The following is a 25,202-nucleotide window of genomic DNA, read 5'->3' as shown; positions in this document are numbered from 1 at the left end:
CTATGAATAATACGGCTCCTTCAGTTATCATAAACCAATATCTCGGCACCTTCAGTCATATGGAAATTGTAGTTGCAAGCTATATTATTTCGGCTGTCTTTCTCGCTTTTCTCGTCTTATGGACACTTACTCAAAATCATCAGCAAAAAAAGAAATACCATACATTAGAACAACTGTCTTACAACCGAAACACCATAAAACGGACAGTACCCAATGAGTAATCAGACACCGCAAAAAAATATGCGCTGGCCGGTTATGCTGGCATTATTCGGCCCCTTCATCCTTTTTGTCATCGTCGTGATCATCATGTACAGCCATATGGAAAACACCGATCCGGAAATAGCTTCCGAAGTGCCCAATGCACTACAAAACAAAATGATGCCGCAAACGACTTTGTCATCACTCAATACCAGTGCCATGGTGATACCGGCCTTACACAAAGGCAAAGTTCTTCTCGTCAATTTTTGGGGTTCTTGGTGTCCACCTTGCCGGGAAGAACACCCTGTCTTGGCAAGAATTGCCCAAGACAAACGCTTTTTACTGATCGGCATCAATTTTAAAGATAATCGAGACAATGCGCTGCGCTTCTTAAACAGTTTTGGTGATCCGTTTTACGAAATCGGTTTTGATCCCCAAGGACGCGCGGCAATTGAATGGGGCGTTTACGGCCCGCCGGAAACCTTTATTGTCGATAAAAAGGGCATCATCCTGCATAAACATATCGGTCCGTTAACAGATAAAATCTATAAAACTGAAATGCTGCCAATCATTGAGAAAGCATTACAATAAAAATAATTTCATCCAATATCATCGTTCCAGCCGATCAATAAACCATCGAGTCAGATTCAACCACACTTCATCTTTTTCAGAAGCATCTTCTACGCCATGCTCCAGATTAGGATTATCATTAACTTCTATGACTACAATGCCGTCATCTGTTTCTTTTAAATCCACACCATAAAGCCCGTCACCGATGCAGCGTGCCGCTTTCAAGCCTATATCCAATACGGCAGGCGGCGCATCCGATAATGCGCAACTGGTAAAACCACCCTCCAACGGCTTGCCACCTTTGGTATCATGCTTGACAATTTGCCAATGATGGCGTGCCATTTTATACTGACAGACAAAAAGCGGCTTGCCGCCTAAAACACCAACACGCCAATCAAATTTAGTCGGCATATATTTTTGCGCCAAAAGAAGATCGCTATCCTTAAGCCATTCAACGGCCAATGATCGAAGCTCATCAAAAGTACCAACACGCTTCACGCCGCGCGAAAAAGATGAATCAGGAATTTTAAGAACCATCGGAAAACCAAGCTGGTCAGCTGCCTTGACCAAATCATCCTCACCCGCGATCATCAAGGTTGGCGGTACAGGAACATCATTGGCACGCATCAATTCATCGAGATAGACCTTATTGGTGCACCTGATCATCGACACCGTATCATCAATAACCGGCATATGTTCTTGCTCGGCACGCCGTGCAAAACGGTAGGTATGATTGGAAATATTGGTCGTCTCTCGAATAAATAATGCATCATAATTGGCAAGTTTTGCCAGATCTTTCGACCCTATCGGTTCGACTTCGACACCAAGACGGGCAGCAATTTTTGCCCAATGTTTCAAACTGGAAACCGAGCTTGGCGGTAATTCCTCACGCGGGTTGCAAAGCGCTGCAAATGTATAACGCGGTGCAATCTTCGGCCGCGCAGCCCGCCAACTACGCGCTGTATATTTTTCCATTGCGCTATAAAAGGCATCTGTCTGTTCGCTATCAAGTTTTTGCCAGTTACAGAAAGAGATTTTCTGGATTGTCAGCCATTCACCGGCTTTAACACTGACTTCAAGCGCAGGCGCCCGATACCAGTCAAAAAGCAGACGGGCAAACTTTTCAAACCGCGGCTCCGTTGTTGTGCCAAAAAAAACATGAATCGTTTGTGGCGCAGAAGCCGAGCTATTCTTCATCGCCTTATTGAGACTATCCTCAAGCTCGGGCAATGACTTCTCATATAAACGCCGCTCTGATAAATCGATCATCGTTTCAACTGTCGGTATCACACGATGGCCGCGCGCCTCTGCCAGAAGAGACGCATAATAGGCACGGCTTTGATACCGATACGCCCGTGATAAGTTGATGAGACGCGGACGCTGACCGGCAAAAAGCCCAGGATTGGCCAGATAATCACGATGGGTCATGATCTTATGCGGCGTGGCGCCATTATTAAGATCAGACAGACGGCCCGAAAGAATGATCGAGATCAGCATTTTTTCTCCAAAACAACAGCAGCGCGCAGACCATCCTTGCCAAACCGCGATATGCGATCAAAAATATCATAAGGCAACGGTAGATTGGCAGAATCGGCAATCGTCTCACCTTCTTCCTCCGCTACCCATGGATCATGAATAAGAATATGACATCCGTCATCGCCATGCGCCAATACCCAATGGGGGACTTTTTCACCAAACATATGATAGAAGCTGATCAGAACCAGAACTACAGCACCATCCGCAATAAAACGGCGTAATTCTTTCAAGCCCAATGCCTTATGATGCACTGCAATATTGGCAGCTTTTGCCTGTTGGCGAAAATCGGTCTGCGCCAGTTCCATAACCTTGCGCTTTTCAGGATCTCGAACAGAATTGAGAAAAAGAAATCTTTTTGATGATGAATAAATTTTTGACCGCAAACCATAATCATGAGCCAGAACACCGAGCCCGAACGGTTCACAACCACCCGGTCCTGAAAGCATATAAACCGTTGTTGCACCACGCCAGAGACGTATTTCCAACACCGGATTGAGTTTGACCTCGGGTTTGAAATATTTAAGCGCCATCATCAAGCAGGCCGCCCCACAAGTAAAATCAGTCGTTTGTCGATAATAGGGAATAGCTGTTTTTGTCGGTGTATTGCCACGCAACGTTTTTTCAAACCGCAAAGCAGGGGCATGGTCTTCATAATAATCGAGATAGGTTCCAATCGGTCGATAATGAAAACGCTCATAAAGGGCGATAGCGCGGCGATTGTCTTCACGCACTTCCAATCGCATAAAAACACGCCCTCTTTCATATGCAGCAACTTCTGCCGCTTTCAACAATGTCCTGCCAACCCCTCTAGCTGTATTTCCCTGTCGAACCGCAATTGAATAGAGACGTGCCAATGCCGTCCCCTTACGAAAAAGGATCATAGCGTAACCGACAATCATGCCTCTATGCTCTGCAACCAGCGTATAGGCTGTCGGCCGGACCAACAAATTTCTGAAAGAACGTCGCGATATGCGATCTGTTTCAAAAGCACTTTCTTCAATCTCGATCAATGGATCAAGATCACTGGGAAGTGCTTTGCGTATTATCAATGTGCCCATAGAGGACCTTTAAAATGGAAACCAATTGGCATCGTTTTCTTATCATTATCACAGGAAAGATAGAAAAAGCATCGGCGTTTCTATCAAATCTACGTTTTATTTTTAAACCGCCATCCTTTATCTGAAAAAACAGACTAAAAAATGATCAAAAGCTATCTATTTGATTTTAAAAGATATTGCTATTAACCATATTTTAAATATAACCCGACTGTTGCATCCATATCATTGACGTGGAACCAAACTTGTCCTTTAACCTTTTGTTAACGATTTAAATTTCGGACAGTTTAATGGCATTAAAACATTACATGGCAGGTATGGTTATTGCAGGGGCAGCGATATTCTCGTCAAACGCCCATGCTGCCAACGCGTTCATGAAAACCGTTGGCCAAACATCCCAGCCAATCGGTCACTTTGAATTTTGCCAGCGTCTGCCTGCCGAATGTGCCATCAAAAATACAAATACCAAGCCGATCAAATTAACCCAATCACTCTGGACCAAAATCCAGCGTATTAATCATGATATCAATACGCGCATCCGTCCAGCAACCGATATGGAACTATTCGGCCGCGAAGAATATTGGGCTTATCCTGTTGATGCCGGTGACTGTGAGGACTATGTCCTATTAAAGCAGCGTGAACTGAAAGAAGCCGGATTGCCACTGTCGACCCTACTGATCACGGTTGTACGCAAACCCGATGGCGAAGGCCACGCGGTACTGACCGTCCGTACAGACCGTGGTGACTTTATTCTGGATAATCTGCGTGATGAAATCTACAACTGGAAAGATACCGAATATACCTATCTCAAGCGTCAGTCAGCCCAATATACAGGTCGCTGGGTCGCCATCGAGCAACGCGACGACATTGTCGTCAGTTCAGTAAATGCTGAATAAATATCTGATATTCTCTACAATTATTATTGCTATAATCCCTATGGTGCACAGCGTATCGGCAGAGTCCGGTGGTCCTATAATCGAGCATGTCACCCAGGAGAGTATCGACCCGCCTGCATATAAATTCATGCAGGGAGTCGACCTTAAAAAAGGCCCTGTTACCATCATTACCAATGTTTTTGGTGTTCGCGACAGATATGACAATGATATCCGCATCATTGATGATCAGACCCTGATTAAACAATATGCTGGCGATATTGTCATCCAGCCCATGAAAAAAGGGGAAAAAATCTTTTCCTATACTTTCAGAAAAACAAATGTGACAAGCTTCATCAGCCTGTGCCAGAACGGCAAACTAATTGCCCATAGCAATCGTGAAATCTCCAACAGGATTATTTTCCCGCACGATTTATGGAAGAGCGGCAAAAAAGTCGATACGCCTAGTGAACCCTATGACATATATTCCTGTCCACCAGACAAAAAATAACCCCGCTGGAGCGGGGTTCAATATATTATGCTACCTTGGCACGCCGACGTTCAGACACCGGCTGAAAGGCGATTTTCGAATGGAACCCGCAATACGGCCCCTCATCCCCTGAATCAGCACCGCAAAAATAGAAGTCTTCAGCCAGAGGATCACCCACCGGCCATTTACAGGTATTTTCTGTCAATTGAAGCAAGCTGAGATGGCGTGACATCGGTACCACAACATCAACCTGCGGGCGCAAGTCAATATCGGCCACCGCATCTGCAACAAATTCCATCTTTAATGCTGTCGCCCCGACACTGCGCACTGTACGCGAAGCGGAAACGCCCGACCGGCTGCCCTTTAATGCCGTCTGTGCGGTTGCTGCTTTACGCACCCGCGGCGCCGACTTGGTTGTCTTCCCACGGCCTGAAAGCTTCAGACGATGCACCTTGCCGATAACGGCATTGCGGCTGACACCGCCCAATTCCGCAGCAATCTGGCTTGCGCTCAAGCCATCGCTCCATAGCTTCTTGAGAAGTTCAACTCGCTCGTCTGTCCAGTTCATGCCGGCGCTCCATTTATCCGTTCCATCACCCTTCACCTTGCCGGAATCAGAATCCACCCTCTCTGCGAAAATCACTCATCGCAAAGACAACTAAATATGACCTGATATACCAACAAGAACCACAAAATGTGGTTGGCTGATAACCTAAACTACAATAAGCGGTGACTCCGTGACAAGAGTCCGCCCAAAATACACACAGGCTTTTAAGATGTTTTCCCCAAGCTTTAAAATTTTCCAATTTTATCTGTAAGATGACGTTAAGAATGTTAAATGCTCCCTCGTTGACTTTTGCCGCTCATCGCATGATAGTGCGCTACTCAACCGATTTCGGACAAACCGCGCTGTAAAATATGCAGCCTCATCCGATACAACAGCAAAGGACAAGGGCTATGGACAAGACGAATGCCAATCCGCTTTATGATACATTTGCACGGATAGGCCTGCGTTTTGTACGAGGCAATGGTCCATGGCTTTTAACCGACAAAGGCGAACGCTATCTTGATTTCACCTCCGGCATTGCTGTCAATGCACTCGGCCATGCCCATCCCAAACTGGTAGAAACCCTCAAGGCACAGGCTGAAAAGCTCTGGCATGTTTCCAATCTGTTCGAAATCCCCGAACAGGAAGCGCTGGCACAAAAACTCTGCGCCAACTCATTTGCCAACAAAGTATTTTTCTGCAATTCAGGAGCAGAAGCCAATGAATGCGCTATCAAGACAGCACGCCGCTACCAATATGTATCCGGCCATCCTGAACGGGTTGATATCATCACCTTTGAAGGTGCTTTTCACGGACGCACACTCGCGACCATCGTCGCAGGTGGCCAAGAAAAATACATGGAAGGCTTCGGCCCTAAAGCGCAAGGTTTCAAACAGGTTCCTTTTGATGATGAAGGGGCTTTGCGTGCTGCTATCGACGAACATACCGCCGCTATTATGATTGAACCGATACAAGGTGAAGGTGGTATTCGCCCTGTACCGACAGAAACACTTAAAATGATGCGCCAGCTTTGTGATGAACAAGGTCTGTTGCTGATTTTTGATGAAGTACAATGCGGCCTTGGCCGTACCGGTAAACTTTTTGCCTATCAGTGGGGATCAGTTGCTCCGGATATACTGACCTCTGCCAAAGGCATCGGCGGCGGTTTTCCGCTAGCGGCCTGTCTTGCGACAGCAGAAGCCGCCAAAGGAATGACCGCAGGTATGCATGGCAGCACATTCGGCGGCAATCCTCTGGCTATGAGCATTGGCAATGCTGTACTGGATGTCATGCTTGAAGAAGGTTTCTTCAATCACGTCACCACCATAGCTAATAAACTGGAACAGGGCATGGCCGCTATTATAGACCATTATCCCGATGTACTAGAAAGTATTCATGGCAAAGGCCTATTGATGGGCGTCAAATGCGCGGCACCCAATACAGATGTCATTAAGGCCTTACGCGATGAATATATATTATGCGTAGCTGCGGGTAACAATTTTGTCCGCCTTCTACCGCCGCTCAATATTACTGAAGATGAACTCCGCGAAGGTTTGCACCGCATCGAAGTCGGTGTTGCACACCTTTCCCAGAAACTCAAAAAGACAGCTTGAAACAATGACGAACACTATTCGCCACTTCCGCGACCTTTCCCAACTGACGCCGCAAAGCGCCCGCCAGATACTGGACCACGCCAAAACCATGAAAAAAGCCTTCAAGGCAGGCCAAGGCATGCGTCCTTATGGCGGCAAAACATTGGCCATGATTTTTGAAAAACCATCAACTCGCACCCGTGTTTCCTTTGATGTCGGCATGCGTCAGCTGGGCGGAGAAACCATCACATTGACCGGTTCGGAAATGCAGCTCGGCCACAGCGAGACTATTGCCGACACGGCACGTGTCCTTTCACGTTTTGTCGACATTATCACCATTCGCACAACCGCCCATGAACGCATGCTGGAGATGGCACAATATGCAACCATCCCTGTTATCAATGCGTTGACTGACGATACGCACCCTTGTCAGGTCATGGCCGATATCCTGACCTATGAAGAACATCGCGGTCCGGTTGAAGGTAAAACTTTTGCCTGGATGGGGGATGGTAACAATGTCCTCCATTCATTGATGGAAGCGGCAGCCCTATTCAAATTCAATATGCATATTGCCGTGCCTGCAGGCAGTGAACCACAACAAAAATACGTCGATTGGGCTAGAGATCATGGTGCGGATATCATTATCACACAGGATCCACAAGCTGCCGCCAGCGATGCAGATTGCATTGTAACAGATACATGGGTATCCATGGGACAAGAGTTCCGTGCACGTGAAAACAATGTCTTTTTACCCTATCAGGTCAATGAAAAACTGATGGCATTGGCAAAACCTGATGCACTTTTCATGCATTGTCTACCCGCCCATCGTAATGAAGAGGTCGTCGATGCTGTTATTGACGGACCACAATCGGTTGTCTTTGATGAAGCGGAAAACCGTCTTCATGCCCAAAAAGCCATTCTGGACTGGTGCCTTAGCGGCCATTAGAAGAGGGTGATCCATTGAGTGAGACATTAGGCCAAGGTGAAGACGCCATCCATTTGGGCGATTTCCATTTCGCCGGAGATGACAGCGTCGTTCCCTTCGAGGTACAGGGGCTGGATGCCCGCGGCCGTGCTATCCAGCTCGGACCGACGTTAAACAGTATTCTCACACGCCATGCCTATCCCGAGCCGGTCTCACGGCTTTTGGCTGAAATGATGGTGCTGACCGTCCTACTCGGCACTTCTTTGAAATTCGATGGAAAATTTATTGTCCAGACCACTTCTGACGGGCCGGTCAATATGCTTGTTTGCGATTTCCAGACACCTTCTTTGCTGCGTGCCTATGCCCGCTTCGATGAAGAAAAATTACTTCAGGCTGTAGCTGATGATAAAATATCGCCGGAAGAACTGCTCGGCAAAGGTACATTGGCACTTACGGTTGACCAAGGTGCCCATATGCAGCGCTATCAAGGTATTGTTGCATTGGATGGCTCTACATTGGAAGAAATAGCCCGCAACTATTTCGCGCAATCGGAACAAATTCCAACCGATGTCCGCCTTGGTGTCGCAACACTTTATGCGCGTGGCGAGGATGGAAAACAACATGTAAGCTGGCGCGCTGGCGGATTACTGGCGCAGTTCTTGCCACAATCCTCGTTTAATACTGAAAAAAATGAAACAGAAAACACAACACGCCTTCACGATCACTGGACCGAAGTCAAAGCACTAACAACAACCATCGATACGGATGAGTTAACCGACCCACAAGTTGGCGTGGAAAAATTGCTGTTCCGACTTTTTCATGAACATGGTGTCCGTGTTTTTGAAGCAACCCAGATCGAAGACAAATGCTCCTGCTCGCGTGAAAAAATCGAAAATGTGCTGAAAGGTTTCAGTGCCGAGGAATTGCAGACAAGCATTGAAGACGGCAAAGTTTCTGTCACCTGTGAATTTTGCTCAACTCATTATGAGTTCACACCGGAAGAACTGATGAAGCCATAAAGATTCAATGTCTAGCTGTGCCGTAGGCTGACATGAAAAGCAGCACCAGACAAAAAACGAAAACTATTGTCACCGTGCGCTTTTTACTCTTTTGCCGGCTGTCTTCATCCATCTTGTTCCATGCAGAAAATCTGACCAGACATGTTACACCATAAATAACATAGAAGAATAATAACGGCGTGACCAAAGCAGCCGCGATAAAACCAAGATTTCCCGTGGAAGCTGCGATTGTGATCGGCTTGATACGCAATACCATGTAAAAACAGACAAGAAGGCTGACAACAAGGCTATGGTACATGTTGAATTTTCTCCTGTGTAATAGCTTTAACCGCTCATTAAAACGCCGCATTTAATATATAGCCACATCTCAAATCAATACTTATCACCCCGGAGACCTGATGCGCTTAAGCCATGAAGATCGTGCGGCACCACCGCCTAAAAAGAGCAAGCGCCGCAAATCGGCAAAAAAGAAGAAAAGTCTTTTTGGCCGCCTCATCTACTGGTCCTTTATCCTCGGCATCTGGGGTGTCATTGCGGTTAGCTGCTATGTCGGCTATGTAGCCCTTAAAATGCCACAGGCATCGACTTGGGAAATACCCGATCGCCCCCCCAATGTCCGTATTGTCGATCGTAACGGCACATTGATTGCCAATCGCGGCACCACCGGTGGCGAGGCTGTAGGCCTGCATCAAATGAGTCCCTACATTCCACAAGCTGTCATAGCCATTGAAGACCGGCGGTTTTATTCCCATTATGGCGTTGACCCTATTGGCATTGCCCGTGCGATCTATACCAATATCAGCCATGGCCGTGGCAAACAGGGCGGTTCGACTCTGACCCAACAATTGGCCAAGAACCTTTTTCTGTCCCCCGACCGCACTTTAGAACGTAAGGTGCAAGAAGCACTGCTGGCTCTCTGGCTTGAGCATAAATATACAAAAGACCAGATATTGGAGATGTATCTCAATCGCGTTTATCTCGGTTCCGGCGCTTATGGCGTTGAAGCTGCCTCACGACGCTATTTCAACAAATCGGCACGTGATGTAAGCCTGATGGAAGCCGCAACATTGGCCGGATTGCTGAAAGCGCCTTCGCGCCTGTCACCGGCGCGTGACCCGAAAGCTGCCAATGACCGTGCCAAGCTTGTGCTTGCAGCCATGCGTGATGAAGGATTCATCAAACAGAACGATCTTATCACAGCCGAAGCCGAGCCGATAAGCCGACCCGATTCCTACTGGTCAGGGGCTGAAAATTATGTCGCTGATCAGGTTGTGACACAACTACCCTATCTCATCGGACAAGCCGATAAAGATATTATTGTTGAAACAACACTGGATATGGGCTTGCAAAAAATTGCCGAAAAAAGCATTCGCGACCAGATTGAAGAAAATGGTAAAAAGCGCAATGTCTCACAAGCCGCCCTTGTCTCTATTGATAAAAGCGGAGCCATCCGTGCGCTTGTTGGCGGGGCCGATTACGCAACAAGTCAATTCAACCGGGCAACAGATGCCAAACGTCAGCCTGGTTCTACGTTCAAGCCTTTTGTCTATTTGGCTGCGCTTGAAGCCGGACGTACACCCAATTCGATACGCAATGATGCGCCAGTCAAAATTGGCAATTGGACCCCAAAGAATTTCGGCGGCAAATATCGTGGTGAAGTAACACTGACCACCGCTCTTTCCCATTCACTTAACTCGGTTGCTGCCCAGCTCATCATGGAAGTCGGCCCGGAAAAAGTGATCGAGGTTGCCCATCGCCTCGGCATCCATTCCGGCATTCCCGATAATGCCTCTATCGCGCTTGGAACATCGGAAGTCAGCCTTCTGGAGCTAACCAGCGCTTTTGTACCCTTTGCCAATGGCGGCTATCGTCCGCAATTACGGCTTATTTCCAAAATTACTGATACGAAAGGCCATGTCCTTTATGATTTCGGCGCTATTACTGCTGAACGTGTTGTCTCGGCACAGGCTGTCGGCATGATGAACGCAATGCTTGCCCAGACAGTCGAAAACGGCACAGCCAAACATGCTGCCATCGAACGACCGGCCGCCGGCAAAACCGGCACCAGTCAGGATTTCCGCGATGCATGGTTTATCGGCTATACCGCCGATTATGTCACCGGCATATGGTTTGGCAATGACAACGGACAATCCATGAAAAATGTTTCGGGCGGCTCACTCCCCGTCAATGTCTGGAAAACCTATATGGAATCGGCAGAAAAAACACTGCCTATCACGCCATTACCTGGCTCCTACAGACTTGAAAATGCCGAACCTGGCGGCAGCGATATTTTGCCTGACAGCGATACACCATCACCCTATCCTGATGCAGCATCACAAGTTCAGACAGACTCTTCTGATGATGGTTATTGGATCCGAAGACCTCCTGTTGCCGTTGGTGAATCCAGCCCTAAACAGCATCGCAGCCTGCTTGATATTTTGCGCGGTCGATAAAAAAACGGCGAAAGCCCTATTTTGATCTCGACTCTTTCCTGCAGTTTTTCTAATGAAAAGCGTATCAACTCTATCTAGGTCAGGTTTTGCGTTACATGTCTAACTTTAAAGCGATCAGACTCTTTGTCGTTCTGGCAACGTTTTTGTCAGCGACTTTCGGACTTGAAGCGCAAACTATCGTCCCCCCTGGCAACCGGAACGCAAGTCAACCGCCCATTCCTGGGGCCTCTGCCAAACGCACCCGTGAGCTTGCAACAACATTTGATGCCAAATACCAAAAAATCTACAATCTTTTAAAAAATGATGCCAAATTACGTGCACGCATCGTTTCCACCGCCAAGGCCTATGGCATTGATCCTATCCATATTGCCGGCGCAATCATCGGCGAACATACCTATAATGTCGATGTCTATGACCGTTTACAGACCTACTACATGAAGGGCATGGCCTATGTAAATCAAGGCGTCAAATTCGCCTATAATGGCGAAGATGTCACAAGTTTTGTCCAGCGTCCCCAATTTGCCGATTGCAAACAATTGACCGATAGCTACCGGCTTTGGACCTGCCGTGAAAATGTCTGGAATACCAGTTTTCGCGGCAAAACAGTTAACGGTATAAAATACCCCAATAATCGTTTTAGTGCGGTTTTCTTTCAACCCTTTTTTGCTGGACAAACCTTTGGACTCGGTCAGGTCAATCCTTTAACGGCTCTCATGATGTCGGATCGTGTCAACCGTATTTCCGGTCTACCCAAACTATCTGCCACCGATGGCGGACAAGTGTACAAAACAATTATGGATCCTGATCTGACAATCCCTTACATTGCAGCAACAATACGCCAATCGATTGACAGTTACCGCCAACTTGCAGGCTTTGACATTTCAAAAAATCCAGGCCTGACAGCAACACTTTACAACACCGGCGGCGCAGAACAACGAGCTCGTGCATTGGCAGCCAAAAACCGCAATGGCGGCAATGCCATGCCGCAGGAAAATTACTATGGCTGGTTCGTCAATTCCAAGATCAATGATCTGAAAAAACTGTTCTAATCATTGTCTTTCGTTTGATAATCCGCAAGGTTGACAGGAATGGCCAGATATTTCTGATTCCGATCCCAATCTGCGGCCTCGACAATAGCAACAGGGCCATAGATGAAAGCCAGATCATAATTTTTTACGCAACCTCGGCTTGATGGAATTGTATTGCCGTCCTGATGGATAATGTCGGTTGACCAACCCGTTTCAGAATCGTACCAATCATAAAATATCCTGAAGCCCTTGGCATCAAAGCGCGAATCACAATGATTATTGTCGACTTTGAATATCCCAAGCCGCAACTGCTTTTGAGAACCTATATCCAAACGTGAAGATGAATAATTTGCGGATATTGTGGCTGCCAGCATAAAATCATGCATGTTACGGATGGTTATATGTGACAAATGCTCCGCCTCAAATGTCTTGATGCGCTGATGAAGCGTGAGTGTCGCTTGCGGACCAAAGGGAACACGCATTTCACAGACTGTGTCTAAGCAGCTTGTCTTGCTTAAGGTCAACCAGTGACAGCCGGGAAAACAGCTGTTTTTTATCCTTGTCTATACCCGTTTCGACAAACGCAAATTGACCAAAATCACCAGAAAACCCGATAGGGCGAAAATAATTATGTCCGAAAGTATAAGGCGATTTGTCAATCTCTTCCAGACTATAGACCCAAGGGCCTTTATCGCGCCTCAAAGTATAGGCCAGCACAATTGAATGGACGCGCGAGCCTTCAAAACTCATAGAATCAGCTTTTATAATCACAATCATACGGGCCGGTTCGTTATTAAACAGACTACCCTGCCATAAATAGGCGCTGTCAACGCGGTAACGCGATAGGCAGGCAGGCACACCATCGATGCGACGTTCAACCGCTGGCATATCCACACTCGCAGACATGACTGAAACCACAAGGCGCATATTCTGATAATTGCCATAACAGGGAAGCTCTGCTTCATCCTGACCGCTTTGTCTTGGCGGTCCCTCAATAAAATGCTCAAGTTCAACCCTTTGCATCCAAACCTTATCGCCCGTTGTTCCCTCCATAGCGCCAAGGTTAAAGATCATGCTACGCTGATCTAGAACATTGCCAAGTTCAGAAGAGCTGTTTCCCGGCCCTGACGCCACCATAACCATCGCCTCAGGATCCGGCTTATACTGCTTAAACAACGCATCAGCCTGCTTATGCACAACGCCCAGCGGCACGGCCGGATCATCACTATTAGCATAATTTTGCGTTTCTTCTCTTTCAATAAAAGGCGACGGTGCAACCGGCTCGCCGGTATCCATATCAATGAAGGTAATCTGTGCTTCATAACTATGTTCAGCCACGCTGGTCCCATAGGCAAAGACCTTACCATCGGGTGAAAAACCGTATAGATGTAATTCATCAGTTTCATGGGCATAAGCATGAGAAGTGAAAACAAAAAGGAATAAAATCGACAACCACCGGATCATACGTTTATTTCCCTGCATTTCTATGTTCCAAAATCTGAAGCATCGTCGTGATCTCATCCTTGCCGAGCCGTCCAATATGACGCGCTAATTGATTGGCAAATTCCGTTGCCTGTGGCGATAGCGATGACGTATCGATAACCACGCGTGGATGCGAAAGACCGGCCAAGGCAATCAGCTCGTCCGCATCGTCCCAAATAATATTGAAATAGGTAATCACACGCTGGACAAAGTCAAAACTGGGACTGCCGCGATGCCCATGCTCAAGAGCTGAAAGATAAGCCGCCGACACACCGATATTATCAGCCATCTGCTTTTGGGATATATTACGCTGAGCCCGCAACTCGCGCAATCTCAAGCCAAATGGCGTCATGGGGCATGTCCTCCCCGTCGCAAACGGATATAAAGCGCTCCATGCCCGCCATGGTGACGTGCTGCTTCTTCATAAGCTGATATAAAAGCCCTAAAAGGGCCAGTTGACAACCAATGCGGCACAGACTGGCGCAAAACACCATCACTACCGGGCGATGTTCCCTTGCCTGTGATGACCAATATATGACGTAAACCGCGATTGTGCGCCGACTGGATAAAATGCAATAATAATGAATGAGCCTCGCTTTGGGTCAACCCATGCAAATCGACGCGTGCCTCAATCTGTACCCGTCCCTTAGCAAGCCGACGATGACTTGTACGATCAAGTGGAGGAACAGATTTAGAAAGGACCGGACTGTTTTTGCGTTCCTGCAATGGCTGAAGAGGTTTATCGGCAAGCCTATCAACCGCGCCAACAAACTCTCGCATGGAATCAATATCGACAAAAGCCTCGTGTGGCCCATGCAGCGGACGCAATGTGCGTCGCACCGCATCCCATAGGATGCGATCTTCATGTTTGAGCGCTTCCTGTTGTGATTTTTCGCCCATTGCCATTTCCGCCCCTTCATTGATGGCACTTCATCCGTGCATCATCAAATCATACGGGATCATGAATCTTCCTGTGTTGCGATCAGTTTCCAATTGGGATCACGCGAAGATATATTGCGGGCAAAAGTCCAACGATCCTTGACCTCGACAATCGCCTCCTCGTCGCCATCGACACATTCACCCTTACTATCATAGGTGGCCGATATAATCTCACTGGCAAAACTTAACGTAATTTGCGCCTCACGATCATTCAATTCTGCATCGACGATCGATACCTTATCAAGCCCGATAAAAGTAAACTTTACACTTTCACCGCTTTTTTCGCGTGCATCAATAGCATTGACAAAGCCTTCATAGACCTCTTTTGACAACATATCTTTAAGCAAAGTGCGGTCACCATTGGCAAAAGCCGTTACAATCATCTCATAGGCGATACGCACACCATCCAGAAAAGATTTTACCGCAAAAGATGAATCGGCGCCCCTAATTGTACGCAAGCCTTGATTAACAGGAGTGCCTTCATCTGCAACCTTGTCAATATCGGCATATTCATCTTCAATTGTGCGGACATCCCGCGGCAAGGCCACAACATTATCGGCAGCCTGCTTTGCCTGTGTTTCCGGATCAGGCTGTATACTGAAAGGATCAACCGGCGGCCTTTCATGACCGGTACGTTTACCCAGCGCACGATACAACTGATAAAATACAATAACGGCAACTACCGCCATCACGATTGTTAAAAAGCTAAGATTCATAATCCGCTAAACACTCCAGTTATTAATGGCGCCAAACCCATCAGACAAAATCAATATTCTAGATACATATAATTGAATGATCCCCATCATTCAAATAGTCCGATGCGTTTCTTTGCCAAGAGCTGAAAAAAAGACATTATTTTTTATAAAAATCGACTATATTGGTATAAACGAAAGGGAAAGTTTTGTTACACTTTCAAACCAAACGCCCGGGTATGGCGGGATTATTTTTTCTGCTGGCTATTTTTATCGAAATCGCCAGTTTTATTGTTGTGGGCAGGCTAATCGGTGTTCTTGCCACACTCGGACTCATTATTCTTGCCATGGCAGCAGGGTTCAGTCTTTTTCGTATGCAAGGCCAGACCCTGATGGCAGACTTGCAAAAAAATATGGTGTCAGGGCGTTTGGATGAACAGGATGTGATCCATACCACCATGATGATGGTTGCAGCCATTTTATTGATTATTCCCGGATTCGTCAGCGACATCATTGCTATTCTTCTGCTTATTCCCAAAGTCCGCAACATTGTCTGGTTAATGATTAGACGATATTTCGCCCCATCACCGATGCATAAAACGAATTTTGATGCATCCAACAACCCGTATTATCACAATGACAAGGTTATTGATCTCAACGCCGAAGATTTCCATGCTAACGCGCCAGAAAATTCACCATGGCGGCAGGATAATGATGAGAATCGTCGGTTAAAATAAATATACAATCCACCGCACAAGGCATAAATTTGGCTATCAACCATGTGTATGAAGCCGCTGCTTTCCTTGCAACATGTCCTACAACATGGTAGCCAAGAGCATCATAAACACCGGCGCTACTGTGCGCCCACAACAGAAAGCTTTCAATATGGCTGGAAACGAAGCAACCAAAACAGATGAAAATCCCGTTTTCACAGTACTCAATCAATATATCAAAGACTTTTCATTCGAAAGCCCAAATGCGCCCAACTCATTGCGCGCACGCGACAAGGCTCCCGAAATTGAAATAGGCATCAACGTCAATGGCGAACCAATTGGTGATGACAATTACGATGTAACGATTAATGTGACTGCCAAAGCCGGTGAAGGCAAAGACATGCTGTTCAATATCGAACTGATCTATGGCGGCATTTTCAAAATTCAGAATATTCCACAAGAACATGTCATGCCGCTGGTCTTTATCGAATGCCCGCGTCTGCTTTTCCCTTTTGCCCGTCAAATTATCGCCGATATCACACGCAATGGCGGCTTCCCGCCGCTCATGATCGACCCTATCGATTTTGCCAGTCTCTTCCAGCGTCGTGTGGCTGAAGAGCAGGCACGCGCCCAAGTTAAAGCATAAAATAATTCTATAAATATTTTAAAAGCCTCGTATTCCATACGAGGCTTTTGTTTTATGTATGGAACCGTAAAGACAGGTAAAAAACGCTAATATTGCCTTTTACAAAAATCAATGTTTTCACTAGGACATAATAAAAAGCGCTGCATATTTTGGCATGATGATGAATAAAGACAAGCTGCAAGACCACACACCTGAAGCAACCGAGACTCCCCAACGTCTAACGCCAATGATGGAGCAATATATCGAAATCAAGGCGGCCAATCCAGGCTCGTTATTGTTTTATCGAATGGGCGATTTTTACGAACTTTTTTTCAACGATGCGGTCGAGGCTTCTAAAGCCCTCGGTATTACTCTGACCAAGCGTGGGAAACATCTGGGCGAAGATATTCCTATGTGCGGCGTCCCCTGTCATGCAGCTGACGAATATCTACAAAAATTGATTACCCAGGGTTATAAGGTTGCCGTTTGCGAACAGGTAGAGAATCCGAGTGAAGCCAAAAAACGCGGCGCAAAATCGGTCGTTAAACGCGATGTCATACGTCTTGTCACTGCTGGCACCTTGACTGAAGAATGTTTGCTTGATCCCGATCGCGCCAATTACCTTATGGCGCTATACGTATCAAAAGGCAGCCCTGTTATTGCGCTTGCATGGATCGATATTTCAACCGGCGTTTTTCGTGTCTCCCAAAGCGATGAAGAACGCCTGCTGGCTGATATTATGCGTGTTGATCCACGTGAATTGCTGATTGACGAGACAAGTTTCGATGATGTGCGGCTGCGTCCCATCATGGATCTGCTTGGTCGTACCGTATCGCCCCAACCTCCCAGCCTTTTTGACAGCGCAACCGCACAGAAGACTGTTTGTGACTATTTCAATGTGGCAACACTTGATGGATTTGCCGACTTTTCTAGACTAGAGCTTGCAGCCATTTCAGGCGCCATACGCTATATTGAAAAGACCCAGATCAATGCTCGCCCGCCCATGATGCATCCTGAGCGTGAAACCCAGCAAAGCAATCTTTTCATTGATCCGGCAACCCGCATCAATCTTGAACTCACCCGTACTCTTTCCGGTGAACGGGAAGGTAGCCTGTTCAAGGCGATTGATCGCACAATGACAGGCAGCGGCACAAGACTATTAGGCGAAAGGCTGATGGCGCCACTCACCAACCCATCACTCATTGATATGCGGCTTGATAGTATTGCCTTTTTTCTGCATGACACAGGACGGCTTGAACAATTACGCCAGCGCTTGAAGGGCGCGCCCGATATGCCGCGGGCAATCTCACGTCTGGCTGTGGAGCGTGGCGGCCCACGTGATCTCGCTGCTATCCAGCAAGGCATAATAGCCTGTAGCAATATCGGTGTTATTTTTAATGGCCAATCATTACCGCATGAACTAGCACAGGCGCTTCAGGCGATTGATAATCTCCCGCAACAGCTTCTAAACCATTTAAATCAGGCCTTGGCTGATGAATTGCCGCTTCTACGTCGTGATGGCGGCTTTATCCGCGCCTGCTACCATAACGAGCTGGATGAGTTACGCCAATTGCGCGATGAATCACGACGCTTTATCGCCGGTTTACAAATGCGTTATGCAGAAGAAACCGGTATCAAAGCACTCAAAATAAAGCACAATAATATATTGGGCTATTATATCGAGGTCACTGCTCTACAAGCGCCTGCATTGACAGACAGCGAACAAGCAAAATCTCGCTTTATCCATCGCCAAACCATGGCAAATGCCATGCGCTTTACCACCACCGAATTGGCAGAAATGGAAAGCCGCATTGCCAATGCGGCCGAACGTGCTCTTGCGATTGAACTGGAAATATTCGACCAGTTGAGCCATGAAATTATCACACATGCCGACACATTGCGGCATGCCGCAAATGCACTGGCTATTCTTGATGTTTCAGCCGCCCTTGCCTATCTTGCGGAAGAACAAGGTTATTGTCGGCCAAAAATAGATGAAAGCCTTGCCTTTGAAATCACAGCCGGGCGGCATCCGGTCGTTGAACAGGCATTACGCAAACAAGCCCAATCGCCTTTTGTCGCCAATGATTGCGACCTCTCACCACAAGACAACCAGAATAATGGCGCCATCTGGCTTTTAACCGGTCCCAATATGGGCGGCAAGTCAACCTTCCTACGTCAAAACGCCCTAATTGCCATTCTGGCCCAGATGGGATCTTTTGTACCGGCAGGTTCTGCCCATATCGGAATTATCGATCGATTGTTCAGCCGTGTTGGCGCATCGGATGATCTTGCCCGTGGACGCTCGACTTTTATGGTGGAGATGGTCGAGACTGCCACTATTCTCAATCAGGCTGGCAAACGCTCACTCGTCATATTAGATGAAATTGGCCGCGGAACAGCAACTTTTGACGGCCTTTCCATCGCATGGGCCGCAATTGAGTATCTGCATGAAGTCAACCAGTGTCGTTCTATTTTTGCTACCCACTTTCATGAGATGACCGCCTTGTCGGAAAAAATGCAACGACTGCAGAATGTCACTATGAAGGTAAAGGAATGGAAAGGCGATGTCATCTTCCTGCACGAAGTCGGCAAAGGTGCAGCCGACCGCTCCTATGGTATACAAGTTGCCAAGCTAGCCGGTCTTCCCGATGTCGTGGTCAACAGGGCCAAAGATGTTCTTAACCAGCTGGAACAGGATCAAACTGTCGGCAAGGCTCATAAAATCATTGATGATCTGCCGCTTTTCTCGGTATCCATGCAAACCTGCGCGAAACCCATGTTACATTCTGCTGTCAATGACGCACTCGAAAAGATCAATCCTGATAATCTTACCCCGCGTGAAGCACTGGACGCGCTCTACCACCTCAAACAGGTCGCACAAGAAAAATAATTACTGGGTACAAAAAGCACGGGTCAACCGTGTTGTTACAATCTTGCCCTTATAGTTATAATTCAGCACATAGTTGATATTATAGATATTGGGAAAGTCCGGCAGACTTTTTTCCAATGCAAAAATACTATCGCAAAACTGTTTTTTATCCATGACCGAATGGCTGATTACCGCTTTTTCAAAAGCGGTATAATCCATATTATCCATTGGTGCTTCAACAACCTTGTATTCAAATGTAAAATCGGTCTTCGTCAAACTGATTTTGGTCATTTGTAAATGGACATCCAGTTTAAGCGGCAGCATTTTATCAAGCTGGGCTTGTACTGTTTTTATTGTTTTATCAATCTTTGCCTGCTCTCGGTCATAATAGCTATTTTCATGATGGTGATAGAATTGGTAATAGATAAAGAATACAACCACAATGATAATCAGGACAAATCCTAAAACCCGCAAGACAGTTCATTCATATCATTTCCTTTTATGACCCGCTCAATATCGTAGTGAACACCATTTCTATTTGAAAGACATTCTGTGAACCCTGCAATATTTTCCGCAAGAATAAGCCCATAAAAAACAGGCGGCATATATAGCCGCCGGTCTTTATCGTGATCAGATGTGTAAAATTTGCCTAAATCTGGCGTACGGCACCCTTGGCGGCCGATGTCGCCATCATACCATAAGCTTTCAGCGCTTTAGAAACCTTGCGCTTGCGCTCTTCAGCCGGAGTCCATGCGGCTTTGCCTTTTTCTTCCATCTTTTCGCGACGGCGCGCAATTTCAGCATCATCAACAGCCAGATGGATTTTACGGTTCGGTATATCGATCTCGATCATATCACCTTCTTCTACCAGACCAATTGTACCGCCTTCAGCAGCTTCCGGTGAAACATGACCAATTGAAAGGCCGGATGAGCCACCTGAAAACCGTCCATCCGTAATCAAAGCGCAATCCTTGCCCAGACCTTTTGATTTGAGGTAGCTGGTAGGATAAAGCATTTCCTGCATACCGGGACCACCACGTGGGCCTTCATAACGGATCAGCACAATATCGCCCGGCTTGATCTTTCCGTTAAGGATAGCAAGAACTGAAGAATCCTGACTTTCAAAAATACGCGCTGGCCCTTTAAACTTGAGGATAGATTCATCAACACCGGCAGTTTTGACGATACAGCCATCTTCTGCCAAATTACCGTAAAGAACCGCCAGACCACCATCCTGACTATAGGCATGGGCCTTGTCGCGGATAACGCCTTTTTCTCGATCAAGGTCAACATTGTTATAACGGCGTGATTGACTAAATGCTGTCTGACTTGGCACGCCTCCCGGGGCAGCTTTATAAAATTCATGCACAGCTGGATCATTGCTTTGCTTGACATCCCACTGACGTAAAGCATCCTTGAGCGTATCACTATGTACCGTTTTAGTATCGTTATGAATCAATCTGGCCCGATCAAGCTCACCAAGAATAGCCATAATACCGCCAGCACGGTGAACATCTTCCATATGAACATTGATGACAGCCGGTGCGACCTTACATAGAACAGGTACCTTGCGTGACAGACGGTCGATATCAGCCATGGTGAAATCGACTTCACCCTCTTGAGCAGCGGCAAGCAAATGCAATACCGTATTGGTCGAACCGCCCATAGAAATATCAAGTGTCATGGCATTTTCAAAAGCATCAAAAGATGCAATTGAGCGAGGCAGAACAGCGTCGTCGTCCTTCTCATAATAGCGCTTGGCCAAATCGACAATACGACGTCCGGCTTCTTCAAACAGGCGTTTGCGATCTGTATGTGTTGCCAATGTCGAACCGTTACCGGGCAATGACAATCCCAATGCCTCAGTCAAACAATTCATCGAATTTGCAGTGAACATGCCCGAGCATGAACCGCATGTCGGACAGGCAGCACGTTCCATATTTGCAATTTCTGCATCGGAATTATGGTCATCTGCCGCGGCGATCATAGCGTCGATCAGATCAACCGACATATCCTTGCCTTTCCATTGGATCTTGCCCGCTTCCATCGGGCCACCAGAGACAAAAATTGTCGGAATATTAAGGCGCATCGCCGCCATCAGCATACCGGGAGTTATCTTGTCACAGTTTGAAATACAAACCATCGCATCGGCGCAATGGGCATTGACCATATATTCAACTGAATCGGCGATAATTTCACGTGAAGGCAACGAATAGAGCATACCGTCATGTCCCATAGCGATACCGTCATCAACCGCAATTGTGTTGAATTCCTTCGCCACACCGCCGGCCTTTTCAATTTCACCGGCTACCAGCTGACCAAGATCTTTCAGGTGGACATGGCCCGGCACAAACTGGGTAAAAGAATTGACAACGGCAATAATCGGCTTGCCGAAATCATTATCCTTCATGCCGGTTGCGCGCCAAAGGCCGCGTGCACCGGCCATATTACGACCATGGGTTGACGTACGTGAACGATAAGCAGGCATTTTGCATTCCTTGGAATTTTTCTAAAGATATTTCTTTGTGCCGTAATGCGTGCAATGGCGCAAGAAAAATCGAAAAAACATCAAGCCCATCATGCATTTTTGATCAAAAACGATATAGCTTCATACAAAACCGGATCAAACCGACTTTTGTATTGCTTTATCGAAATAGCATTACAAGAATATAGAACTGCCCTAGAGGTCGGCAATAAATGTCTGTATCATTTTTGCTAACAATGCGGGCTGTTCGATACATGGCAAATGGCCAGCATTGGCAATCAATGCAAATCGTGCACTGGGTATCAATTTTGCGGTATTTTCAACAAGATTTGGCGGCGTCGATGCATCCTGATCTCCAGCAATAACCTGTACAGGACACGCAATATTTTGCACGTCTTGACTAAGGTCACAATCACGCAACGCTGCACAAGTGCCGGCATAACCCTTTGCAGAGGTACGTTCCAACATTTGTGTATACCCCTTGTAATCAACGGCTCTTTGAGATGCAAAAAATGGTGTGAACCACCGCTGCATAATCGCATCACCAATAGCAGATATGCCATTCTGACGAACGGCTTCAATCCGCATATTCCAAGAATCCTGCGTGCCAATTTTTGCCGCAGTATCCATGAGAACGAGTGCTTTTGCGCGATCCGCAAAATGAACACCTATATATTGAGTAATTAGACCACCAACAGAAAGCCCCGCAAAAATAACGGGTTCTGTCCAGCCGAGCTCATCAAGAAGCGCAATAATATCTTGCGCCAAGAGCGCAATGGTTTGCTGTTTGTTATCATCCTCTGTCAGCCCATGACCACGTTTATCATAGGAGAGGATCTCAAAATCATCTTTAAGGTGATGAACCACATCATCCCATATTCGGAAATCTGTTCCTAAGGAATTCAGTAAAACCATACGCGGCTTTCCTGTAACGCCTGATATGCGATAATGAGTAACAATATTATTGGCAAGGATGAAAGGCATTATTCATAATCCTCTATCAAAATATAAAAAGCGATACTTGATGCATAAACCTATTTTAAAGAAAGCTTTTTCTGTCAATATATGCTTTACGCCAACAAGTAATACGAATTTCAAAAAAAAGATCACCTTTAAAAAAGGGATCGGATTCAATAAAAGCTTCAGCCTCTTTCCGTGTTTCCAGATCGACAATATAAATACCACCACCGGCATCACTACCATCATCATTGAGTTTTGCACCACAAGCAAGCAGAAGCGCACTATTTTCTTGCAAAAAAACAAGATGATCAGGACGCAAATTCTTGCGCACATGCTGACAATTAGGCTTATCAAATGTTTCAATCAAATAAGGCATTACATTCAACCTATATCAGAGGGATGCTTGGCAAGTGCTGTAACCTTGATTTTCATGTAAGGAAACAACGGCAGATTACTTAATATGGCATGAAGCTCGTCATGACTTCCCACATCAAAAATACTGATATTGGCATATTCGCCAACAATTCGCCAAATATGCAGCCATTTACCTTGACGTTGTAAATCCTGCGAATATTTCTTTTCACGTTGCTTAATTTCATCAACCTGATTTTGTTGCATATCGACAGGAATATTAACATCCATCACAACTTGATAAAGCATATTTTTTCTTTCTAAACAAACGGCCAGATAAGAATTGCAGCCATATAAACAACTCCAACCCAGATCATCATAACAACCGTATATCCCATGATGTTTTGAAGCTTGAGGCGTGAAATTGCCAAAGCAGGTAATATCCAGAACGGTTGGATAAGATCATTCCAAGCATTCCCCAACATAACAGCCATGGACGTATGGGCAAGAGATGCATTCATGGCATGGGCCGCATCTATCATAAACGGTCCTTGTACCACCCAGTGTCCCCCAGCAGACGGTGCAAAAAAATTAATAAAGTAAGAGCTAATTAATCCCCAGAATGGCAATGTTTCAGGCGTTGAGATATGCACAAAAAGCTTGGCAATAGAACCAACCAAACCGGAGGCATCCATAATTGCCATAATACCGGCATAGAAAGGGAATTGTAAAATAATGCCACCAATTGTCTTAATACCGTCATTCAATTTAGTAACATAGGCCATTGGCGTACCAAGTAGAATAATGCCTAGAAAAAGAATGAAGTAATTGATGATATTAAGGTCAAGTGTCCCGCCTCTATTGAAATGCATAAAAACATAGACCATACCGATCATGCCAATTAAATAAGATATAATGCGGCTATGATTAAGCTTGGAAGCAATTGTATTATTACCCATCAACTCATCAATTCCATTGCCATTATGACTCTGCTCATCATGCGGTTCTTTATATTCAATAATAGAAGAAGGATCCTTAGGATGAAGCCAGGCATTAAGAAGCGGTAGGGTAATCAAAATAACAAGTGCTGTAAGCAACATCGGCAAAGAAAAGATAGTCTCGGTCAGAGAAACAATCCCCATTTGCTGTTGGAAGGAATGGCCTTCTGTCGAAATTAAAACCGGAATCGTTGCTGAAAGACCAAGACCATATAAGGTAAAGCCGCTATAAGCCGATGCAATAATCAACGGATAATGGACACCGGAAATATTTCTAGCAAGTTTCTTGGCAATAATGCCGCCAATCACAAGGCCAAATCCCCAATTAAGATAACTACCAATTGCACCAACAAGCGTAGCGACAATAATTGCCTGTCGAGGCGTATGTACCTTGCTGACAATACGGTCAAGAAAACGATCTACAATAGGAGCTGCTGCCAAAACATAGCCCATAGCCAAAATGACAGCCATCTGAGTAGTAAAAGCAAGTAATTTCCAAAAACCATCCCCCCAGTCAACAACCATCTGAAGGGGCGCGTAGCCTTCAAAAACAAAAGCCAAAACCATCGTCAACAACGTAAGAAGAATAGCGAACACAAAAGGATCGGGAAGATATCGCCGCATCAATTCAGTAAAAAAATTTGTTATTTTTTGCATATATTTCCCACTTAAACAGCGGCTCCTCTAAATTATAATGACGCCATTTAAACAGCGGCTCCTCTAAATTATAATGACGCCATTTAAACAGCGGCTCCTCTAAATTATAATGACGCCATGAAATGTCATCTCATGGCGCTAAATGA

General features: G+C 46.2%; 27 protein-coding genes. 12 read left to right on the top strand and 15 right to left on the bottom strand.

What is annotated here, in order from left to right; all coding sequences use genetic code 11:
• Window positions 1–2 precede the first annotated feature (2 nt).
• Window positions 3–221: a heme exporter protein CcmD gene (ccmD, locus tag ACYZ97_RS12250; protein ID WP_473299226.1), complete on the top strand. Its 219-nt coding sequence runs from the start codon at window positions 3–5 to the stop codon at window positions 219–221.
• Window positions 214–789: a DsbE family thiol:disulfide interchange protein gene (locus ACYZ97_RS12245; protein WP_473299225.1), complete on the top strand. Its 576-nt coding sequence runs from the start codon at window positions 214–216 to the stop codon at window positions 787–789. Before ccmD ends, ACYZ97_RS12245 begins: the two co-directional genes overlap by 8 nt.
• 18 nt (window positions 790–807) lie before the next feature.
• On the opposite strand, the gene ACYZ97_RS12240 is transcribed toward ACYZ97_RS12245, so the two are convergent.
• Together ACYZ97_RS12240 and ACYZ97_RS12235 are read right to left on the bottom strand one after the other, a co-directional pair.
• A complete protein-coding gene (locus ACYZ97_RS12240) occupies window positions 808–2,265 on the bottom strand; it encodes a RimK family protein (protein WP_473299223.1) in 1,458 nt (485 codons plus the stop codon).
• Window positions 2,259–3,362, bottom strand: a complete 1,104-nt coding sequence (locus ACYZ97_RS12235) for a peptidase C39 family protein (RefSeq protein WP_473299221.1) — start codon at window positions 3,360–3,362, stop codon at window positions 2,259–2,261. The genes ACYZ97_RS12240 and ACYZ97_RS12235 overlap by 7 nt, the downstream gene beginning before the upstream one ends.
• A 287-nt stretch (window positions 3,363–3,649) precedes the next feature.
• On the opposite strand from ACYZ97_RS12235, the gene ACYZ97_RS12230 reads away from it, so the two are divergent.
• Window positions 3,650–4,255: a transglutaminase-like cysteine peptidase gene (locus ACYZ97_RS12230; RefSeq protein WP_473299219.1), complete on the top strand. Its 606-nt coding sequence runs from the start codon at window positions 3,650–3,652 to the stop codon at window positions 4,253–4,255.
• The gene (locus ACYZ97_RS12225; protein ID WP_473299217.1) at window positions 4,245–4,742 is read left to right on the top strand and encodes a hypothetical protein; all 498 of its coding nucleotides are present in this window, start codon (window positions 4,245–4,247) and stop codon (window positions 4,740–4,742) included. Before ACYZ97_RS12230 ends, ACYZ97_RS12225 begins: the two co-directional genes overlap by 11 nt.
• A gap of 25 nt (window positions 4,743–4,767) precedes the next feature.
• On the opposite strand, the gene ACYZ97_RS12220 is transcribed toward ACYZ97_RS12225, so the two are convergent.
• Window positions 4,768–5,289, bottom strand: coding sequence for a GcrA family cell cycle regulator (locus tag ACYZ97_RS12220; RefSeq protein WP_473299216.1), 522 nt, complete (start codon window positions 5,287–5,289; stop codon window positions 4,768–4,770).
• 389 nt (window positions 5,290–5,678) lie between these two features.
• On the opposite strand from ACYZ97_RS12220, the gene ACYZ97_RS12215 reads away from it, so the two are divergent.
• Genes ACYZ97_RS12215 through ACYZ97_RS12205 form a run of 3 tightly spaced genes read left to right on the top strand, consistent with a single transcriptional unit; the run spans window position 5,679 to window position 8,804 of the window.
• Window positions 5,679–6,881, top strand: a complete 1,203-nt coding sequence (locus ACYZ97_RS12215; protein WP_473299214.1) for an acetylornithine transaminase — start codon at window positions 5,679–5,681, stop codon at window positions 6,879–6,881.
• Between the two features lie 4 nt (window positions 6,882–6,885).
• Window positions 6,886–7,806, top strand: a complete 921-nt coding sequence (argF, locus tag ACYZ97_RS12210) for an ornithine carbamoyltransferase (protein ID WP_473299212.1) — start codon at window positions 6,886–6,888, stop codon at window positions 7,804–7,806.
• A 14-nt stretch (window positions 7,807–7,820) separates the two neighbouring features.
• Window positions 7,821–8,804, top strand: coding sequence for an Hsp33 family molecular chaperone (locus tag ACYZ97_RS12205; protein ID WP_473299211.1), 984 nt, complete (start codon window positions 7,821–7,823; stop codon window positions 8,802–8,804).
• A 4-nt stretch (window positions 8,805–8,808) separates the two neighbouring features.
• On the opposite strand, the gene ACYZ97_RS12200 is transcribed toward ACYZ97_RS12205, so the two are convergent.
• Window positions 8,809–9,102 carry a hypothetical protein gene (locus tag ACYZ97_RS12200; protein ID WP_473299209.1) on the bottom strand — a complete coding sequence of 98 codons (294 nt, stop codon included), beginning with the start codon at window positions 9,100–9,102 and terminating at the stop codon, window positions 8,809–8,811.
• A 100-nt stretch (window positions 9,103–9,202) separates the two neighbouring features.
• Here ACYZ97_RS12200 and ACYZ97_RS12195 point away from each other — a divergent pair, with 100 nt between their 5' ends.
• Together ACYZ97_RS12195 and ACYZ97_RS12190 are read left to right on the top strand one after the other, a co-directional pair.
• Window positions 9,203–11,257 (top strand): transglycosylase domain-containing protein, encoded by a 2,055-nt coding sequence (locus ACYZ97_RS12195; protein WP_473299207.1) that lies wholly within the window; start codon window positions 9,203–9,205, stop codon window positions 11,255–11,257.
• A gap of 95 nt (window positions 11,258–11,352) precedes the next feature.
• Complete coding sequence (locus tag ACYZ97_RS12190; RefSeq protein ID WP_473299205.1) at window positions 11,353–12,306, top strand: DUF1402 family protein; 954 nt, start codon at window positions 11,353–11,355, stop codon at window positions 12,304–12,306.
• Here ACYZ97_RS12190 and ACYZ97_RS12185 read toward each other — a convergent pair.
• From ACYZ97_RS12185 to ACYZ97_RS12165, 5 genes are read right to left on the bottom strand one after another with little or no spacing between them, the layout of a single operon-like run.
• Window positions 12,303–12,767 carry a hypothetical protein gene (locus ACYZ97_RS12185; RefSeq protein WP_473299203.1) on the bottom strand — a complete coding sequence of 155 codons (465 nt, stop codon included), beginning with the start codon at window positions 12,765–12,767 and terminating at the stop codon, window positions 12,303–12,305. The two genes, ACYZ97_RS12190 and ACYZ97_RS12185, sit on opposite strands and share 4 nt — an antisense overlap.
• Window position 12,768: 1 nt before the next feature.
• On the bottom strand, window positions 12,769–13,767 hold the full coding sequence (locus tag ACYZ97_RS12180; RefSeq protein WP_473299201.1) for a hypothetical protein: 999 nt from the start codon (window positions 13,765–13,767) through the stop codon (window positions 12,769–12,771).
• Window positions 13,754–14,119 carry a helix-turn-helix domain-containing protein gene (locus tag ACYZ97_RS12175; protein WP_473299199.1) on the bottom strand — a complete coding sequence of 122 codons (366 nt, stop codon included), beginning with the start codon at window positions 14,117–14,119 and terminating at the stop codon, window positions 13,754–13,756. Before ACYZ97_RS12175 ends, ACYZ97_RS12180 begins: the two co-directional genes overlap by 14 nt.
• Window positions 14,116–14,673: a Smr/MutS family protein gene (locus ACYZ97_RS12170; RefSeq protein WP_473299198.1), complete on the bottom strand. Its 558-nt coding sequence runs from the start codon at window positions 14,671–14,673 to the stop codon at window positions 14,116–14,118. Before ACYZ97_RS12170 ends, ACYZ97_RS12175 begins: the two co-directional genes overlap by 4 nt.
• Window positions 14,674–14,726: 53 nt before the next feature.
• Complete coding sequence (locus ACYZ97_RS12165; RefSeq protein WP_473299196.1) at window positions 14,727–15,422, bottom strand: Tim44/TimA family putative adaptor protein; 696 nt, start codon at window positions 15,420–15,422, stop codon at window positions 14,727–14,729.
• Between the two features lie 185 nt (window positions 15,423–15,607).
• Here ACYZ97_RS12165 and ACYZ97_RS12160 point away from each other — a divergent pair, with 185 nt between their 5' ends.
• The 3 genes from ACYZ97_RS12160 (at window position 15,608) to mutS (ending at window position 19,626) form a co-directional block, all read left to right on the top strand.
• Complete coding sequence (locus ACYZ97_RS12160; protein WP_473299194.1) at window positions 15,608–16,135, top strand: FxsA family protein; 528 nt, start codon at window positions 15,608–15,610, stop codon at window positions 16,133–16,135.
• Window positions 16,136–16,283: 148 nt separating this feature from the next.
• The gene (secB, locus tag ACYZ97_RS12155) at window positions 16,284–16,757 is read left to right on the top strand and encodes a protein-export chaperone SecB (protein ID WP_473299192.1); all 474 of its coding nucleotides are present in this window, start codon (window positions 16,284–16,286) and stop codon (window positions 16,755–16,757) included.
• 154 nt (window positions 16,758–16,911) lie between these two features.
• On the top strand, window positions 16,912–19,626 hold the full coding sequence (gene mutS / locus ACYZ97_RS12150; RefSeq protein ID WP_473299190.1) for a DNA mismatch repair protein MutS: 2,715 nt from the start codon (window positions 16,912–16,914) through the stop codon (window positions 19,624–19,626).
• Here mutS and ACYZ97_RS12145 read toward each other — a convergent pair whose 3' ends face one another.
• The 6 genes from ACYZ97_RS12145 to ACYZ97_RS12120 all read right to left on the bottom strand — a co-directional run bounded on the left by ACYZ97_RS12145 (window position 19,627) and on the right by ACYZ97_RS12120 (window position 25,056).
• Complete coding sequence (locus ACYZ97_RS12145) at window positions 19,627–20,079, bottom strand: hypothetical protein (RefSeq protein ID WP_473299188.1); 453 nt, start codon at window positions 20,077–20,079, stop codon at window positions 19,627–19,629.
• A gap of 175 nt (window positions 20,080–20,254) precedes the next feature.
• A complete protein-coding gene (gene ilvD / locus ACYZ97_RS12140; protein WP_473299187.1) occupies window positions 20,255–22,093 on the bottom strand; it encodes a dihydroxy-acid dehydratase in 1,839 nt (612 codons plus the stop codon).
• 192 nt (window positions 22,094–22,285) lie between these two features.
• A complete protein-coding gene (gene pcaD, locus ACYZ97_RS12135) occupies window positions 22,286–23,074 on the bottom strand; it encodes a 3-oxoadipate enol-lactonase (RefSeq protein WP_473299186.1) in 789 nt (262 codons plus the stop codon).
• 55 nt (window positions 23,075–23,129) lie between these two features.
• Window positions 23,130–23,426: a YciI family protein gene (locus ACYZ97_RS12130; protein WP_473299184.1), complete on the bottom strand. Its 297-nt coding sequence runs from the start codon at window positions 23,424–23,426 to the stop codon at window positions 23,130–23,132.
• 5 nt (window positions 23,427–23,431) lie between these two features.
• Complete coding sequence (gene catC, locus ACYZ97_RS12125) at window positions 23,432–23,710, bottom strand: muconolactone Delta-isomerase (protein ID WP_473299183.1); 279 nt, start codon at window positions 23,708–23,710, stop codon at window positions 23,432–23,434.
• Window positions 23,711–23,721: 11 nt separating this feature from the next.
• Entirely contained in the window at window positions 23,722–25,056 is a 1,335-nt protein-coding gene (locus ACYZ97_RS12120; protein ID WP_473299182.1) for a short-chain fatty acid transporter, read from the bottom strand.
• Between the last annotated feature and the right edge of the window lie 146 nt (window positions 25,057–25,202).

Source organism: Bartonella sp. bp_1, assembly GCF_055808085.1.
The sequence above is the reverse complement of the archived record's forward strand: the minus strand, read 5'-3'. Positions and strand labels throughout refer to the sequence as shown.